The sequence below is a fragment of the Thiomicrospira sp. S5 genome, from assembly GCF_003991075.1.
GTDB lineage: Bacteria > Pseudomonadota > Gammaproteobacteria > Thiomicrospirales > Thiomicrospiraceae > Hydrogenovibrio > Hydrogenovibrio thermophilus.
The window spans coordinates 1,548,047-1,562,953 of sequence record NZ_CP014470.1 but is presented as its reverse complement, the minus strand read 5'-3'; the positions used below and the strand labels follow the sequence as shown (position 1 = coordinate 1,562,953).

The window sequence follows — 14,907 nt, the reverse complement described above, 5'->3', positions numbered from 1 at the left end:
TTTAAAGCTCTTTTAAAGCCCTTTTTTACTTTTAACACCCCGTTCAGCGGCCAAGACTCGGCCCAAGCCCTTTTTCTTTATGGTTTTTGTAATACAATGGTGTCATCTGAAAACACCCTTCAAAACAAACCAAGGAAAATCGTCTCTATGCCGGACATACGTTATCGAATCGCTCCCGCCAACCCCAATGCCCATTTATTCCACGTCGAACTGGAAATCGACCAACCGGATACCAACGGGCAATCTCTCAGCTTGCCGAACTGGATTCCCGGCAGTTATTTGATTCGAGACTTTTCCAAACACCTGATCGACCTGCAAGCTGAAACGGCAAGCGGCGAACCTTTGCCCATCACGCCGGTGGAGAAATCCCACTGGCAAGTCGCGCCGCATAACGGGCCAATCAAAGTGCAATACGATGTATACGCCTGGGATTTATCCGTCCGTGGCGCACATTTCGACCAAACCCACGCTTTTTTCAACGGCACTTCTGTGTTTCTGGCGGTGGATGGCCAACGTGACCAGGCCTGCTCGGTGGAAATCGTTCCGTCGCCTTATTCAGAAGCGGAAAACTGGCGTGTCGCCACCACCTTGCCACCGGAAAACGTTAACGAACATGGTTTCGGGTTGTACCGAGCCGACGATTATTTAACACTGATCGATTATCCAGTGGAAATGGGGTGTTTCCATTTGCTGGAATTCGAAGCCTGCGGCATTCCGCATCAAATCGCCTTCACCGGCAAAATCGAATTCCATTGCATCGACAAAAAACAACTGCTGAACGATTTAACCCGCATTTGCGAAACCGAGCTGGAACTGTTCGGCCAACCCTACCCGATTGAACGCTATCTTTTCCAGGTCACCGTCACCGAAAAAGACTACGGCGGCTTGGAACACCGCGATTCCACCGCACTCATCTGTGCGCGCAGCGACCTGCCGTACTTGAACGACGAAAAACGCAGCGACGGTTACATTCAGTTTCTGGAACTCTGCTCGCACGAATATTTCCATACCTGGAACGTCAAACGCATTCAGCCGGAAATCTATCAAACCGCCTCATTGAAAGAACCGGTTTACACCAACCAACTTTGGTGGTTTGAAGGCATCACCTCTTTCTATGATGCCCAGATTCTGCACCGCGCCGGCATTCTCGATCACGACAGTTACTTGAATCAGCTCGCCAAAGAGATGACCCGCGTGTATCGCATGCCGGGCCGTTTCAAACAGTCCGTGGCGGAATCCAGCTTTTTGACCTGGACCAAGTTCTACCAGCAGGATGAAAACGCCCCCAATGCGATTGTCAGTTATTACACCAAAGGCAGTTTGATTGCGCTCGGGCTGGATTTGACCATCCGCGCCGAAACCCAAAACGCCAAATCGCTGGACGACGTGTTGCTGACCTTGTGGCGCGAATATGGCGCCACCGGAAAAGGCTTGCAGGAAGGTGAAATCGAATCCGTTTGTGAGCGAGCTTCCGGCTTGGATTTAAAAGACTTTTTCCAACGGTATCTGTTCGGCACCGAAGACCTGCCGTTTGAAAGCCTGTTCGCCAAATTCGGCATCGACTTCACCTTGCGCCCGGCCACCAACGCCAAAGACACCGGCGGCAAAACCGAGCAAAAAAGCTTCCCGCCACAGTTGGGCGCCAATCTGGCGAATACCGAACATCAAACCGTCAAACTCACCCATGTCTGGAACGAACAATCCGCCGGGCAAGCCGGCTTGGCCGCCGGTGACGAAATCATCGCCCTAAGCGGTTTTAAAATGGCCTCTGTTCAGGCACTGGAAAGTTATCTGGCGCGCCAGGACATCGGAGACGACATCCCCTGCCACTATTTCCGCCGCGACGAACTGCATGAAACCGTCATACATCTGTACGAACCACCCTGCGACAGGGTATTATTGGAACCGGCGTTGAAAAAACCGGACGAGGCCTTAGAATGGATGAGCAAATAAATCAACAACTGATTGATTTAACCGATAAAATACATCACCTGGAAGTCAGCTCGGCTTACCAGGAAGATGTCATCGAGCATCTCAATAAAACACTGGGTAAACAACATCAGGAAATACAGCTTCTGCAAACGCAGGTGAAAGTATTGTCCGACTATATCAAACAACTTAAATACGAAATCGGCAGCGACATCAAATTACCCAGCGAAGAAGTCCCGCCACCGCACTACTGAAACAGGAAAACAATATGAAAACAAAATCACTACTCTTCAGCGCCCTACTGACCTTAACTGCCAGTGCCGAGGTTTACGCCGTCGATTACGGCAAACTGGCCGAATCGGTCGATAAACAGAAAGCCGTGGAATCGGTGGATCAGGAAAAAGCCAAAGAAGCCCTGTCAGCCAAAGACGGCGTGGATTATCAAAAAGCCTACGAATCCGTCGATAAAGGCAAAGCCAAAGATTCCGTGGACATGGAAAAAGCCAAATCCGCTTTCGGGTTTTAATTCCAGCGCGAACTCAAATCATAAAAACCACCAGGCCTGGCTACTTCTTACATTAATCAGGCCTGGTGGTTTTTGCGTTTCTAACCCGAATGTTTCATGAATGTGTGCTGAAATTGCGCAGGACCTTGTTTTCACAAGGAAATTTTCGAAGAAGTGTCGTATCCACGATTACGACCGACTGAGAAAATATTTCTTGTGGAATCAAGGGACAAGCAAGGTCAGTGCAAATTTGTGAAATATTCGGGCTAAGACGACGTCACGTTTTCTTTGGCTTCTTTACGCTGCCAATACGCCGCCAGCATCGACCCGGAAATATTGTGCCACACACTGAACAACGCGCCCGGCAAGGCACTCACCGCGCCGAAATACTTCAACGCCAGCGCCACGCTCAAGCCAGAATTCTGCATCCCCACTTCAATCGCCACCGTTTTCGCCACCCGCTTGTCGAACCCGAATAAACGCGACAAACCATAGCCCGACACCAGCCCAATCGCATTATGCAATACAATCACCAAAGCCAAACTCCACGCCAAGGAATGCAATTGCGAGGTATTCAACGCCACGACAATCGCCACAATAATCACAATCGCAAACATCGAAAAAACCGGCAACACCGGTTGAATCAACTCCAACGGTTTTGGAAAGAACTGATTCAACACCACACCCAACAACACCGGCAACAGAATCAACTGCAACAAACTCACCAGCATGTCCCACACCGGCACGGAAACGGTTTCGTTCAGATAAAACCATGTCAAAAACGGCAACAAGACAATGGCGCACAAGGTCGAAACCAATGTCATGCTCACCGACAAGGCTACATCGCCCTTCGCCAGATACGCCATTACATTCGAAGCCGTACCGCCCGCCGTCGCACCGACGAGCATCAAACCGACCGTCAGCTCCGGCGACAAATGAAACAGCTTCGCCAAACCCAAGGCCGCCAGCGGCATCGCAATAAACTGCACGCTCACGCCCAATAATACCGCCGCCTTATTCTGCATCACCTGGCGGAAATCCTGCCAACGTAACGTCATCCCCATGCCGAACATCACCAGCATCAACAACGGCACAATCGCGCTTTTCAAGTCCACGAAAAACGTCGGCGAAAAAAACGCATACACCGAAAAAATCAGCACCCAAACCGGGAAAAGATGAATCGAAAACACCGCCATATCGTTTAATCCTGCATTGAATCAAGTGAGCTCATTTAAACAGGTTCATGCCTGAAATACCAATAAAACGACTTGGCTTTAGGATTTTTGAAGTGTCACAACCCTTACCACTAAATATACGTTACTATTAGGCAAATGAAACAACCAGCTAGTTAAGAATGTTATAAAAAAATAAAGTGTTTGTTAATTAACAAGTAATTGCTTAGGGAACGATAATAGTGAAAATTGAACTTACAAATATGGAAACGCTTCCAAGAGCTAAAGCTCACAAATTCCCAATTCAAATAGCCTTCCAAACAATGGAGTTTATGCAAGGATCAATCTTTCATCAAATACTTTCTGATACTGCATCAGGGCAACGTGTTAGGCAGCGTAATGCCATAGATGAAATAGAGCAAGAATTACTTCAAGAAGGCATGGATAAATCCACCTGGGAAGAAAGCTGGAAATACCTTCAAAAATATCAAGAAATCTTTACTAAAAGTGCACGACAATCTGTTTTGATTACTCTGAGAAGCCAGTGGGATTGGTATATATCCCATCTTGGAAAGTTTATAAATGATAATTACCTATATGTTTTTGATAAGGAACTTAGCAGTAACAAACAAAAAGACCTTCTCAGAATTGGTTTTAAAGAAATTACTCATCAAATTAAAATCCTTAGCAAAGTCATCAATGAAAACATTGACATTGACCTCCAGACCAAAGATTATTTAAATGAAATGTCTCTAGTCCGAAATCTTGGCCTACACAACCGGTGGGAAGTTGATCATTTTTATTTGCAAAAAACGAAGAGTTCAGGATGGAAGTTCAGGGAAGTAAGACTATTTGAAATAAATGAACTTGAGATGTGGCATTCATCTTTAATAAGACTGATTAATAGTACATGGAAGCCTGTAGCAATTAAATTTAAAGATGCTCCAGAATATACTATATAAGGTAAGTATAAAGTGCTGGTCGGTAACGTTTTATAATTTCACATTGTCGTTTAATTGAATCGTTCGAACATGAATAAAAACCCTATATTAATCGTATTTCTCATTTTCCTAATGAGTTTAACCTCATCTATCATACTTTTTAATTGGCTTGAAAATTCCGCTAATCTAAAACTTCCAATTGGTGAATTCGAGGGCGCATTGGCGGGGTTTATTGGTGTTTTCTATATGCTGGAGAGATCTTTTCAAAAGCTTAGTAAACAAAAGAAATACCCCGTTTTAAACTTGCCAACGGACTACCTATCATTCATTTCAGAAGACTATGGAATTAGTTTTGGGTTTCCAAAAAATTATAAAATTGAATCAATCTTTGATATTAAGGTGATAGGTACTATAAAAATTGATGATAAAAGATCAAATATAAACATCGTACATGAATTTATGAATAATGAGCTAGTCCAAAATAAAAGTGAAACAGAGATAATAAAACACGTTGTCGATCAAAGCGAAAAAATCATTTCAGAAATAGGTGTTATAGGAAATGTTATAAGAAAGCCTTATTCATTAAGTGGTTTAAAAGGAGGCTGGCAACAGTATAAAATAACGTCTCAACATGAAAATCTTATTCAAACACAAGTTATCATCCCTAACTTTAAGACTAAATCTATCTGGTATTTTACACTCACTTCCTTAGAAAAGGACTTAAATCGCGATATTGAAGTATTTGAAAATGTTCTATCAACGGTATCCTTTTCGTAAAGATCTTTTCTCTTAGTACAAATTCTTGTTAATACGCCAAAACAGCTTGTTCTGCTCTTGTCTCCGATTAAAGCAAACTCCTTATCAACACACGTGCTCGGAATCGTCTTTTATGGCAAAGAATCCAAAAAAAACAAAAGTCCCCCACCACTTCGAAATGGTCTCAAGAAGTCACCGAACACAGTCATGCGTTGAATTTAGAGGAAGGTGTTTTCATTTGGGACGACCCGAAAAGAATTGCCGAGTCACTTAAAAAGTCGGCTGACTCAAGCCGTCACCGCAAAACAACGCCCTTTCAATCGGCCATGTCGATGTTGGTTTTCTATATCAACCGTGCTGGGAAAAACCTAGCTCCGGCGCAAGCCGCTATTTTAGAAGACGTCAAACAGGAGCTACGCAAGCTTTACGGCAAAACATAGTCTTTCTGCCGCCAGGATTAGTCAAAACCCTTATTTCAATTTGTGAGCGAATTGTGAACCTTTTGTGAGGATTCCCGGCCGGGATTTTTCAATAATGCTTCTGCAAGCAATCAAACCTCACCAAAGGAGAACCACCATGAAAGCGCTACTCACTTACGCCAGCGTATTTGCATTATTCACCAGCGGATTGGCTTATGCCATGAGCGATACCTCGGCTGAACAGCCACGTTATAAAATCCCACCGCCGACGGCCAACGGCATTGATTTCCCGGTCAATTATCAGGACTGGGACATCGTTGCGGTTTCCCACCGCGAAGATCACAAAAGCGTGCGCGCCATTATCGGTAACGATGTCGCCGTAAAAGCTATTGAAGCCGGACAAACCAACCCTTGGCCGGACGGTGCCGCACTGGGCAAACTGGTTTGGAAAGACCGTCAGGACGACCACTGGAAAGCCGCCACAGTTCCAGGCGAATTCATTCACGCTGAGTTCATGTTCAAGGATGCCGAAAAATGGAAAGACACCAAAGGCTGGGGCTGGGCACGTTGGCTGGAACCAATGGGGTCAGACTCGATTGCTTTTTGAGTTCTAAAGCGTAAAATTGCCATAATCACTTTAAAAGAGGTGACGTTATGGCTCGTCTTCCCCGTTTCACCCTTCCCGGTCAACCACAGCATGTAATTGTGCGTGGTAATAATCGTGAACCGATTTTCTATTCGGATGCAGATTACCTTTTCTATCTTGAAAAACTCCAACAAGCTTGTGAGAAACATAATTGCGATTTACATGCTTATGTTCTGATGACAAATCATGTTCATCTTTTGATTACACCCAATACGGATAACGGCATTTCGAAAACGATGCAAATGATTGGACGTTATTATGTTCAGTATTTTAACCATTCTTACAAGCGCACCGGAACTTTGTGGGAAGGACGCTATAAGGCGACTTTGATTGATAGTGAGGCTTATGCGTTGAGCTGTTATCGCTATATTGAGTTTAATCCTGTCCGGGCCGATATGGTCAGCCATCCCGCTGAATATCCTTGGTCGAGTTATCGTTGTAATGCGCTTGGCGAGACGTGTGACTTGATTACACCGCATCTTATGTATTTGCAACTAGATCATAACGAGGAAGCCAGACGTCAGGCTTATCGAGCACTGTTCGATAACGCAATGAACCCTCAAACACTAGATCAAATTAGAGAGGCGACGAATAAAGCTTGGGTTCTGGGAAGTGATTATTTTAAAGAAAAGATACAGGCGCAATTAAAGCGACCGGTTACTCCAAGAAAAAGAGGCGGCGATCATAGCTCTGCTGATTTTAAAAAGAAAAGCAATCGAGTCTGACCCCATTAATCCTCTGCATGGCGTTTATTTCAGCGCCCTCTCCAGCCAATCGTTATGGCTCGCCCACACCACTGCGTCCATTTACCATGTGATAGCAGCAACATAATGAGCATTTATACTGAAAGTCCTTTATAATCGGGTTTCTTATCGCTCAAAATTAAGGTCAGGAGTCATCGTTATTATGGGATTTGATATTTTTGTTTTGGCGGCACTCGCCCTGATAGTCGTTTATTTGTTTATGGCCGTCAAAATTGTGCCTCAAGCCGAGCAATGGGTGATTGAACGTTTGGGACGCTATCACAAAACCCTGGAAGGCGGTATAAACTTTATCATCCCCATTATTGACCAACGTCGTTCAAAATTTGTAACACAAGAGCAATTAATCGATGTGCCTCAACAATCGGTCATTACCCGTGATAATGTTTCGATTTTAATCGATGCGGTTGTGTTTATTCGCATCAACAATGCCAAGCAAGCCACCTATGAAATTCTCGACCTGAAAATCGCCATCGCGCAATTGGCGCAAACCACCTTGCGTGCCGAAATTGGGCGAATGGAACTGGATGAAACCCTTTCCAGTCGCTCCGACCTGAATGCCGCTCTGCTGGCCGCTCTGGACCAGGCTTCCGGTACTTGGGGAGCCAAGGTTACTCGTGTGGAAGTCTCTGACATTATTGTGCCGGAAAACGTTCAGAAAGCGATGGAACTGCAACTGGAAGCGGAACGTAAAAAACGCGCGGTGGAAATTGAAGCCAACGGACAGAAAAACGCCACCATTACCATTGCAGAAGGCGAAAAGCAAAAGGCGTATCGCGAAGCGGAAGCCCTTGAGCGAACCGCTGAAGCACAGCGCTTTGAAAAAGAACAGTTGGCCGAAGGCGATAAAAAAGCGATGAAACTCATTAATCTCGCCATGGCCGAAAACCAAACGGCGGCTGAGTTTTTATTGGCCAAAGAGCGTATTGAAGCTTTTTCAGGCATTGCCGCCTCCGACAGTGCCAACAAAGTGGTGGTGCCGGTGGAAACCTCTGAAATGGTCGGTTCACTCACCGCGCTGGCTCAAATTTTACGCGACACAAATAATAAACAACCCTAAAAGGAAAGCGTCAAAATGGACTTGACCCCCATTTCAAATTGGATTTTATTAGCCGCCGGCTTAGTGCTAATCGTCATGGAAATGCTGACGTTGACGTTTATTCTTGTTTTTATTGGCATTGGGTTGGTGCTCACCGCGGCCATAGGGCAATTTTTCTGGACCTTTGATAACGCCACCGAACAACTGCTTTTAATGGCCGTAATAAGCTTTGTGCTTGCATTTGTTTTTAAGCCACACCTGACAAAACGCTTTGGCCCCAATACCAGCTCATCCACGCTGGAAACCTTAATGACGGGTGATAAAGGAAAACTGACTTTACATAATGGCGTGTTTCGGGTCATGTATAAAGGCACCACCTATGAAGTAGCGAATGCAGAAGACGGTGATTTTCAAGACGGTGAAAAGGTCATTGTTACTCAAATTGAAAACAACCAGGCACAGGTGGCCAAACCAACACATTAGTGCCGAAGCCCCCATCGCTTTATTGGGCGTTATGAACAAATATAATCCAATAAATAATAAATCATTCAAACAATTAAGGAAGTTAAGATGAATCGAATCAAATGGTTTAAACTAGCCGCCCTATCCACACTGATGTTCATTTTAGCCGGTTGCAGCGGCCATGATTTTGAAGGAAAATTCCAGACAAAAGCCGACTCACCCAACGCCTTTCTCAACCAGTTTACAAACTCGTTAGGTTCACAAACCATTGTCATCGGTCCCGATTATATTGAGTCGGATGGCCAACGAGAACTGTTTGATAAGATTTTCGTTCGCAATTCTGATGGGCAAAAATACTTGATTTTCAAAAAAGACAATACTGAAGATGCCTGGAAAATCGTGGACGAAAACACCTTAGTACAAGGAAACGGTCTGGTTCAGATCAAATTAGTTCGGGTTGAATGAACGCTTCAAAAAAACCTTCGCTGGGCTGGCGTTTATCCGATAAAGTTTACTAAGCTTAACTCTTTAAGCTATTGTTGCGGCTATTTTAAAGTTGCAATAACGCATTGGAAACCAACCCGATCAAACCACCGAAGACACCGCCCCACACAACCAGCCAACCGAGGTGCTGTTCAATCATTTGTTGCACCATGGTTTTGACCATTTTCGGAGTGAGTTCGGCCAAACGGGCTTCGATAATCTCTTCCACTTTATGACGGATTTCCGCCATCACATCCGGCTGATCGATTTCATTCTGCAGCAGTTCCACGAACTGTTCTTTTTCCGTCATTTCGATCAACGCGGCTTTCATATTGCTCACAAAGGGTTCTTTTAGCGGATTCAATGCATCCTTACCACCAAACATACCCAACATGCTGCCAAAGCTGGAGGCCATGATGACATCGGCCAAACGGTCGAAAGCCGGGGTTAAATCGACCTTTTCAATCACCGGTGCCAGATGCAGACTTGGCTTGGCGGTTTGACTGACGAAACGGTCGATGTTTTCTTGCGTGAAAAACTGTTCCATCATCAAATCGCGAATCGCGGCCTTGAACTCTTCAAAGCGCGCCGGAATCACCCCGGAACCGACCAGGCCTGGTACTTTTTCAAACAACATATAAATCGCCAGCCAGTTGGTCAGGGCACCCGACAAGGCAAACAAACCGACCATCAATAACCAGTTGTTCGGCAGCAGCAAACCGGCGGCAAGAATCAATAAACTGATGGCATTGGTGAGAAAGCTTTTATTCATTCCAAACATTTTCCTATCGATTTAGTCAGTGACGGCCATTTCGCTTGCCTTTATAGGGCGAGTGACTCGAGCTTTTATCAAACGTTTTCGCAGGGCGTTTACCACCGGCGGCCGACTTGCTCGCCCCGCCAAGGCGGTTGCGAATATCCGGACGGGCTTCTTCCGGCAAACCGACCGATTTCAGCAACTGATTGATCTGTTTCCAGGTCAATTCCTGCGTCTTGCCGCGACGCAGACTGCGAGGCAAATCAAAGTTGCCGTAACGCGTGCGCACCAAGCGGCTGACTTGCACGCCTTGCGATTCCCAAATACGGCGCACTTCACGGTTGCGGCCTTCCTTGATGACGACCCGATACCACTGGTTAATGGAATCTTCTTCTTGCTGCGGAATCTTATCGACTCGGTCGAATTTGGCCCAGCCGTCTTCCAGCTTGACGCCTTTTTTAAGCTGTTTGATGATGTCATCCGACACCTCACCGAATACCCGCACCGAATATTCCCGTTCCATCTCATAAGACGGATGCATCATGCGGTTGGCCAATTCGCCGTTATTGGTCAACACTAACAAACCGGAGGTATTGATGTCCAAGCGTCCGACGCTGACCCAACGGCTGTTGATGATGCGCGGCAAATGACTGAAAATGGTTTCGCGGCCTTTTTCGTCTTTTCGGCTGCAAACCTGCCCTTCCGGTTTGTTGTACAAAATCACTTGCGTCGGTTGCGTTTCCAGGCGCGTTTCGCGCACCTGTTGGTCGCGCACTTTGATGGTGTCGGTCGTCAACGCACGATCGCCCAAGGTGGCGACCTTTCCGTTGACCTTCACCAAGCCTTCGGCAATCAGTTTTTCCACTTCACGACGCGAACCGAAGCCGCCACGCGCCAGAATTTTCTGGAGTTTTTCACCCTGCGGATTTGCGGCCGTTTTATTGTGTTTTGTGCCCGTCATATCAATGTAACCCCACCAATTGCAGCAGATAGCCTTGTAGCGCTTGATACGGTCCGGAAATAATCGGTCCCAGTACGCCCAGGAACATCATGCCCAGTAAAATAAACAGCCCATAAGGCTCCAAACGATTGTAAGTGTAAGACAAGCCGGACGGTAGGAAAGCCGAAACCACTCGACTGCCGTCCAACGGTGGAATCGGAATCATGTTCAACACCAACAGCACCAAGTTGATGGCAATGCCCGCCATCCCCGAATAGGCCAGGAACTGACCGATATTATCCGGCGACGTGCCGCCCGCCGACAGGTCGTAACCAATTTTGGCGACAACCGCCCAGCCGATGGCCATCACCAAATTCGATAACGGGCCAGCCACAGCAACCCACGCCATATCCCGTGCCGGGTTCTTGAAATTGCGCGCATTGACCGGCACCGCTTTGGCCCAGCCAAAAACAAACCCGCCCAACACCAATAACGCAATCGGCACGATAATGGTGCCGACCAAATCGATGTGTTTTAACGGATTCAAAGTCACGCGTCCAAGCATTTCCGCGGTTTTATCGCCGAGCTTGGAAGCCACCCAACCGTGAGCCGCTTCATGCAAGGTAATGGCCAGCAACACCGGAATGGTCCAGATGGCGATTTTCTGCATTATCGAAAGTTCAATCATGATTTCCTCTCATCCGTCGAACGCGTTCGACTATTCATTAAATTCGCCTTGTCCCTGGCGAATCAAAACCGGCACGTCTTCGGTAAAGTCGATGACAGTGGTGGGTTCAAAACCGCAGAAACCACCGTCCAGAACGGCATCCAATGCGTGGCCCAGTGTTTCCTGAATGGTCCAACCATCGGTCATCGGCAATTCTTCACCCGGTAAAATCAGCGACACCGAAATCAACGGTTTGTCGAAATACGACAGCAACGCGTTGGTGACCGTATTGGGGGTGACGCGCAGCCCGATAAATTTCCGCTTCGGCGTTTGCAAACGGCGTGGCACTTCCCGGCTGGCCGGCAGAATGAAGGTATAAGGCCCCGGTAAATGCGATTTCAAATAACGGAACTGCACGTTTCCGACTTTGGCGTAGGCCGACAAATGGCTTAAATCCGGGCAGACCAGTGTGAAATAGTGTTTGTCGTCCAAGCGACGGATGGTACGAATACGGTCGGCACCTTCTTTGTTATCAAGCAGACAGCCCAAGGCGTAACCCGATTCCGTCGGGTAGGCAATAACCCCGCCCGCGTTCAAAATATCCACCGCTTGCTTTAAAATTCGTTCTTGAGGATTGTCGGGGTGTACCGACAGATACTGGCACTCTCTTCGCACAATGATTTCCGTTTGATTGGTTCGCTGGCCATCGCTTAAGGTAAAGGCCGGGATTTACAACGCGAAAATTATACTGCAAAACCCTTAAAAAAGCGCTAGGAATCCAATGATTACATTCGTTTAATTCAATGGTCCGAGTGCTTAGCTCTCTAAGAAGACTGAGCGCCTTTCTCGATTGCCGTGCCGGAAAAGCATTCTTCAAACAATTGCCAAACCGGTTGGCAGGCCTTCGGCATGGGCGCAAGCCACCCCAAATCCCGCCAGCTCTGCTCCGGACGGTGAAAATCGGATCCCAGCGATGCGTAAAGCTCATAGCGTTCGGCCCGTTGCGCCATGCCGATTTGTTCGGCACAAGGACGAGGTTGATTCACCACTTCAAGCGCCTGACCACCGGCCGCTTTAAAGTCTTCAATCATTTTGTTGAGTTTATTGGAGCTGATTTTATAGATATGCGGGTGCGCAATGACCGCTATGCCGCGGGCATCGAGAATCCAATCCACAACTTCCGTCAACTCCGGCCACTCGACCGGCGCATACATCGGCTTGCCCTTTTTCAAAAATTTATCAAAGGCTTGTTGATGGTTCTTGATATGTCCTTCTTCAATCAGCGCTTGGGCGAAGTGGTTACGGCCGATCATGCCTTCGCCCACCGCCGGCAGGATTTTTTCCAGCAAACCATGAAAGCGACGACTCTGAAACTTGGCGTCAATTTCAAATGCACGTGTCCAGCGTTTGATACGGTTCGCTTTCAACCCGGCTTGCAGGCGCTCGTTATCGACATCAATATTCAGCCCGACCACATGAATGGTATGGCCCTGCCATTGACAGGAAATCTCCGATGCCGGAATCAAATCCAAACCGTTTTCTTGGGCATAATCTTGGATTTGTTCGTAACCGGCGGTGGTATCGTGGTCGGTAATCGCCAAGGCGGAAAGCTCCTTTTCCAGGGCTCGGTCAATCAATTCTTTGGGGGACAAAGAACCGTCCGATGCGGAGGTGTGGCAGTGAAAATCGGCTTTCATGATATTTCCTAATTGCGTTGGTTTGAAGATGTCGAGATGGCGTCAATCCTGACGAAAACGGTAAAAAAACCGCTTGCGGGTTTCTTTACAGCGGAATCCCATATAAAATTGCGGTTCCAGAGTCATTCAGCGAAAACCATTGGTGTTCCCCAGATGGTTTTGTAACAGTAAAAAGAAACGGCTCTTTTTATTCTACCAAACACAGCCAAAAGTATTGCAATGAAACTATTATTCGATTTATTCCCCGTCATTCTCTTTTTCATCGCCTTCAAACTCTACGGCATCTACGTCGCCACTGCCGTCGCCATCGTCGCCTCCATATTGCAAGTGGCTTATGTCTACGCCAAGAACAAGCGCGTCGAAAAAATGCACATCATTACTTTGGCACTGATTATCATTCTTGGGGGCGCCACGCTGATTTTCCAAGACGAAGCCTTCATCAAATGGAAACCAACGGTCGTTAACTGGGGCTTCGCCCTGATTTTCTTGGGCAGCCACTTCATCGGCCAGAAGCCGATTATCCGCCGTATGATGGATCAGGCCATCAGTTTGCCGGATCGTGTCTGGCTGAACTTAAGCTATATGTGGATTGTGTTTTTCATTTTCTCCGGCATCGCCAACATTTACGTGGCCTACCAATACGACACCGACACTTGGGTGAACTTCAAACTTTTCGGTTTGATGGGCTTGACACTGGTGTTCATCATCGTACAGGGCATTTACATCAGTCGCTACATCAAAGAAACCGGTAAACAGTTCGATGAAACCGAACAACGTGTGATGGATGCGTCCATCGAAACCCTGGCCGATGCGGAACTGGATTCGGTTTCACCGGCCAAGTCGCGCAACAAGTCGTCCGACGACAGTAAATAGATTATTCGTTTTATCCGCCCGGAGGATTCCATGCTTTATTCCATCTTTGCCTATGATGTTGAAAACAGTTTGCCCTTGCGCGCCGAGGCCCGTCCGGGGCACATCGCGCGTTTGAAAGAAATGGCGGAACAAGGCCGCCTGATTCTGGCAGGCCCGAACCCGGCCATCGATTCCGAAGAACCCGGCGACGCCGGTTTCAGCGGCAGCTTGATTGTGGCTCAGTTCGATTCACTGGAAGACGCCCAGGCCTGGGCGAATGCCGACCCTTATCTGGCCGCCGGTGTCTATGAAAAAGTCGAAGTCAAACCGTTCAAAAAGGTACTTCCATAAGTCGCCGTTTCACGTTAATATTGGACGTATCCGAAACTGACAGCGAGATGCAATCATGTCGAATGTGGCCTATCTGATTCCAAAACGTAATCAAAAACTGCAACTGGCGGAAGCCGACCCAGTCGAACTCGTCGACATCGATTTCGTACAAGTGCCGTTACTCGGTTGGACCTCAGCCGGTGAGCCCATTCAAATGGAAATGGACTACGACACCGTGGCCGTGCCGCAATCCATGGTGCGCAAGGAAACCTTTGCCCTACGCGTCAAAGGGAGTTCCATGATTGAGGAGAACATCGAAGACGGCGACATCGTCATCATCGAACGCCGCTCCACGGCTGAAAACGGTGAATCCGTGGTGGTTCGCATCAATAATGAAGAAGTCACCATGAAAAAGTTCTACATCGAGAAAAACGGCATTCGCTTGCAACCGGCCAACTCGGAAATGGAACCGATTTACATCACCAATGAAAACATCGAAATTCTGGGCATTGTCACCGGTATTCTACGGCAGCCCGGATAACGCAGCAGAT

At 47.1% G+C, this 14,907-nt stretch carries 20 protein-coding genes; 14 read left to right on the top strand and 6 right to left on the bottom strand.

The features are described 5' to 3' along the window. Window positions 1-147 precede the first annotated feature (147 nt). Genes AYJ59_RS07185 through AYJ59_RS07175 form a run of 3 tightly spaced genes read left to right on the top strand, consistent with a single transcriptional unit; the run spans window position 148 to window position 2,455 of the window. Window positions 148-1,953: a M61 family metallopeptidase gene (locus AYJ59_RS07185; RefSeq protein WP_127119711.1), complete on the top strand. Its 1,806-nt coding sequence runs from the start codon at window positions 148-150 to the stop codon at window positions 1,951-1,953. After that, a complete protein-coding gene (locus tag AYJ59_RS07180) occupies window positions 1,938-2,183 on the top strand; it encodes a SlyX family protein (protein WP_029938126.1) in 246 nt (81 codons plus the stop codon). The genes AYJ59_RS07185 and AYJ59_RS07180 overlap by 16 nt, the downstream gene beginning before the upstream one ends. Window positions 2,184-2,197: 14 nt before the next feature. Continuing rightward, a complete protein-coding gene (locus AYJ59_RS07175; RefSeq protein ID WP_127119710.1) occupies window positions 2,198-2,455 on the top strand; it encodes a hypothetical protein in 258 nt (85 codons plus the stop codon). Window positions 2,456-2,700: 245 nt separating this feature from the next. Here the strand turns inward: AYJ59_RS07175 and AYJ59_RS07170 are convergent, their stop codons facing one another. Then, complete coding sequence (locus AYJ59_RS07170; RefSeq protein ID WP_127119709.1) at window positions 2,701-3,630, bottom strand: bile acid:sodium symporter family protein; 930 nt, start codon at window positions 3,628-3,630, stop codon at window positions 2,701-2,703. Between the two features lie 218 nt (window positions 3,631-3,848). Here AYJ59_RS07170 and AYJ59_RS07165 point away from each other — a divergent pair, with 218 nt between their 5' ends. From AYJ59_RS07165 to AYJ59_RS07130, 8 genes are all read left to right on the top strand, one after another. Next, window positions 3,849-4,568 carry a hypothetical protein gene (locus AYJ59_RS07165; protein WP_127119708.1) on the top strand — a complete coding sequence of 240 codons (720 nt, stop codon included), beginning with the start codon at window positions 3,849-3,851 and terminating at the stop codon, window positions 4,566-4,568. A 69-nt stretch (window positions 4,569-4,637) separates the two neighbouring features. Then, window positions 4,638-5,324, top strand: a complete 687-nt coding sequence (locus AYJ59_RS07160) for a hypothetical protein (RefSeq protein ID WP_029938130.1) — start codon at window positions 4,638-4,640, stop codon at window positions 5,322-5,324. 83 nt (window positions 5,325-5,407) lie between these two features. Then, on the top strand, window positions 5,408-5,743 hold the full coding sequence (locus AYJ59_RS07155; RefSeq protein ID WP_335930358.1) for a DUF3175 domain-containing protein: 336 nt from the start codon (window positions 5,408-5,410) through the stop codon (window positions 5,741-5,743). A gap of 136 nt (window positions 5,744-5,879) precedes the next feature. Further along, window positions 5,880-6,329 (top strand): cytochrome P460 family protein, encoded by a 450-nt coding sequence (locus tag AYJ59_RS07150; RefSeq protein WP_051673361.1) that lies wholly within the window; start codon window positions 5,880-5,882, stop codon window positions 6,327-6,329. Window positions 6,330-6,376: 47 nt separating this feature from the next. Then, a complete protein-coding gene (locus tag AYJ59_RS07145; protein ID WP_127119707.1) occupies window positions 6,377-7,093 on the top strand; it encodes an REP-associated tyrosine transposase in 717 nt (238 codons plus the stop codon). 181 nt (window positions 7,094-7,274) lie between these two features. Then, window positions 7,275-8,189, top strand: a complete 915-nt coding sequence (locus AYJ59_RS07140; RefSeq protein ID WP_051673362.1) for an SPFH domain-containing protein — start codon at window positions 7,275-7,277, stop codon at window positions 8,187-8,189. Between the two features lie 15 nt (window positions 8,190-8,204). Next, window positions 8,205-8,651, top strand: coding sequence for an NfeD family protein (locus AYJ59_RS07135; protein ID WP_029938135.1), 447 nt, complete (start codon window positions 8,205-8,207; stop codon window positions 8,649-8,651). 87 nt (window positions 8,652-8,738) lie between these two features. Then, complete coding sequence (locus tag AYJ59_RS07130) at window positions 8,739-9,095, top strand: hypothetical protein (RefSeq protein WP_206197853.1); 357 nt, start codon at window positions 8,739-8,741, stop codon at window positions 9,093-9,095. A gap of 85 nt (window positions 9,096-9,180) precedes the next feature. Here the strand turns inward: AYJ59_RS07130 and AYJ59_RS07125 are convergent, their stop codons facing one another. The 5 genes from AYJ59_RS07125 to AYJ59_RS07105 all read right to left on the bottom strand — a co-directional run bounded on the left by AYJ59_RS07125 (window position 9,181) and on the right by AYJ59_RS07105 (window position 13,174). After that, a complete protein-coding gene (locus tag AYJ59_RS07125; RefSeq protein ID WP_029938137.1) occupies window positions 9,181-9,885 on the bottom strand; it encodes a hypothetical protein in 705 nt (234 codons plus the stop codon). A gap of 25 nt (window positions 9,886-9,910) precedes the next feature. Further along, a complete protein-coding gene (rluB, locus tag AYJ59_RS07120) occupies window positions 9,911-10,831 on the bottom strand; it encodes a 23S rRNA pseudouridine(2605) synthase RluB (RefSeq protein ID WP_051673363.1) in 921 nt (306 codons plus the stop codon). A 1-nt stretch (window position 10,832) separates the two neighbouring features. After that, window positions 10,833-11,498, bottom strand: coding sequence for a site-2 protease family protein (locus tag AYJ59_RS07115; RefSeq protein ID WP_029938139.1), 666 nt, complete (start codon window positions 11,496-11,498; stop codon window positions 10,833-10,835). Window positions 11,499-11,528: 30 nt separating this feature from the next. Then, window positions 11,529-12,152 carry an L-threonylcarbamoyladenylate synthase gene (locus AYJ59_RS07110; protein ID WP_029938140.1) on the bottom strand — a complete coding sequence of 208 codons (624 nt, stop codon included), beginning with the start codon at window positions 12,150-12,152 and terminating at the stop codon, window positions 11,529-11,531. 149 nt (window positions 12,153-12,301) lie between these two features. Continuing rightward, the gene (locus AYJ59_RS07105; RefSeq protein ID WP_029938141.1) at window positions 12,302-13,174 is read right to left on the bottom strand and encodes a PHP domain-containing protein; all 873 of its coding nucleotides are present in this window, start codon (window positions 13,172-13,174) and stop codon (window positions 12,302-12,304) included. 219 nt (window positions 13,175-13,393) lie between these two features. On the opposite strand from AYJ59_RS07105, the gene AYJ59_RS07100 reads away from it, so the two are divergent. From AYJ59_RS07100 to lexA, 3 genes are read left to right on the top strand one after another with little or no spacing between them, the layout of a single operon-like run. After that, a complete protein-coding gene (locus AYJ59_RS07100) occupies window positions 13,394-14,047 on the top strand; it encodes a septation protein A (protein WP_127119706.1) in 654 nt (217 codons plus the stop codon). A gap of 30 nt (window positions 14,048-14,077) precedes the next feature. Then, window positions 14,078-14,377, top strand: a complete 300-nt coding sequence (locus AYJ59_RS07095; RefSeq protein ID WP_029938143.1) for a YciI family protein — start codon at window positions 14,078-14,080, stop codon at window positions 14,375-14,377. Between the two features lie 55 nt (window positions 14,378-14,432). Then, a complete protein-coding gene (gene lexA / locus AYJ59_RS07090) occupies window positions 14,433-14,897 on the top strand; it encodes a transcriptional repressor LexA (protein WP_029938144.1) in 465 nt (154 codons plus the stop codon). Window positions 14,898-14,907 lie beyond the last annotated feature (10 nt).

Bases quoted from the DNA above. Each gene is read 5' to 3' on its own strand.
- AYJ59_RS07185 (WP_127119711.1), top strand. From the start codon at position 148: ATGCCGGACATACGTTATCGAATCGCTCCCGCCAACCCCAATGCCCAT.
- AYJ59_RS07180 (WP_029938126.1), top strand. From the start codon at position 1,938: ATGGATGAGCAAATAAATCAACAACTGATTGATTTAACCGATAAAATA.
- AYJ59_RS07175 (WP_127119710.1), top strand. From the start codon at position 2,198: ATGAAAACAAAATCACTACTCTTCAGCGCCCTACTGACCTTAACTGCC.
- AYJ59_RS07170 (WP_127119709.1), bottom strand. From the start codon at position 3,630: ATGGCGGTGTTTTCGATTCATCTTTTCCCGGTTTGGGTGCTGATTTTT.
- AYJ59_RS07160 (WP_029938130.1), top strand. From the start codon at position 4,638: ATGAATAAAAACCCTATATTAATCGTATTTCTCATTTTCCTAATGAGT.
- AYJ59_RS07150 (WP_051673361.1), top strand. From the start codon at position 5,880: ATGAAAGCGCTACTCACTTACGCCAGCGTATTTGCATTATTCACCAGC.
- AYJ59_RS07145 (WP_127119707.1), top strand. From the start codon at position 6,377: ATGGCTCGTCTTCCCCGTTTCACCCTTCCCGGTCAACCACAGCATGTA.
- AYJ59_RS07140 (WP_051673362.1), top strand. From the start codon at position 7,275: ATGGGATTTGATATTTTTGTTTTGGCGGCACTCGCCCTGATAGTCGTT.
- AYJ59_RS07135 (WP_029938135.1), top strand. From the start codon at position 8,205: ATGGACTTGACCCCCATTTCAAATTGGATTTTATTAGCCGCCGGCTTA.
- AYJ59_RS07130 (WP_206197853.1), top strand. From the start codon at position 8,739: ATGAATCGAATCAAATGGTTTAAACTAGCCGCCCTATCCACACTGATG.
- AYJ59_RS07125 (WP_029938137.1), bottom strand. From the start codon at position 9,885: ATGAATAAAAGCTTTCTCACCAATGCCATCAGTTTATTGATTCTTGCC.
- rluB (WP_051673363.1), bottom strand. From the start codon at position 10,831: ATGACGGGCACAAAACACAATAAAACGGCCGCAAATCCGCAGGGTGAA.
- AYJ59_RS07115 (WP_029938139.1), bottom strand. From the start codon at position 11,498: ATGATTGAACTTTCGATAATGCAGAAAATCGCCATCTGGACCATTCCG.
- AYJ59_RS07105 (WP_029938141.1), bottom strand. From the start codon at position 13,174: ATGAAAGCCGATTTTCACTGCCACACCTCCGCATCGGACGGTTCTTTG.
- AYJ59_RS07100 (WP_127119706.1), top strand. From the start codon at position 13,394: ATGAAACTATTATTCGATTTATTCCCCGTCATTCTCTTTTTCATCGCC.
- AYJ59_RS07095 (WP_029938143.1), top strand. From the start codon at position 14,078: ATGCTTTATTCCATCTTTGCCTATGATGTTGAAAACAGTTTGCCCTTG.
- lexA (WP_029938144.1), top strand. From the start codon at position 14,433: ATGTCGAATGTGGCCTATCTGATTCCAAAACGTAATCAAAAACTGCAA.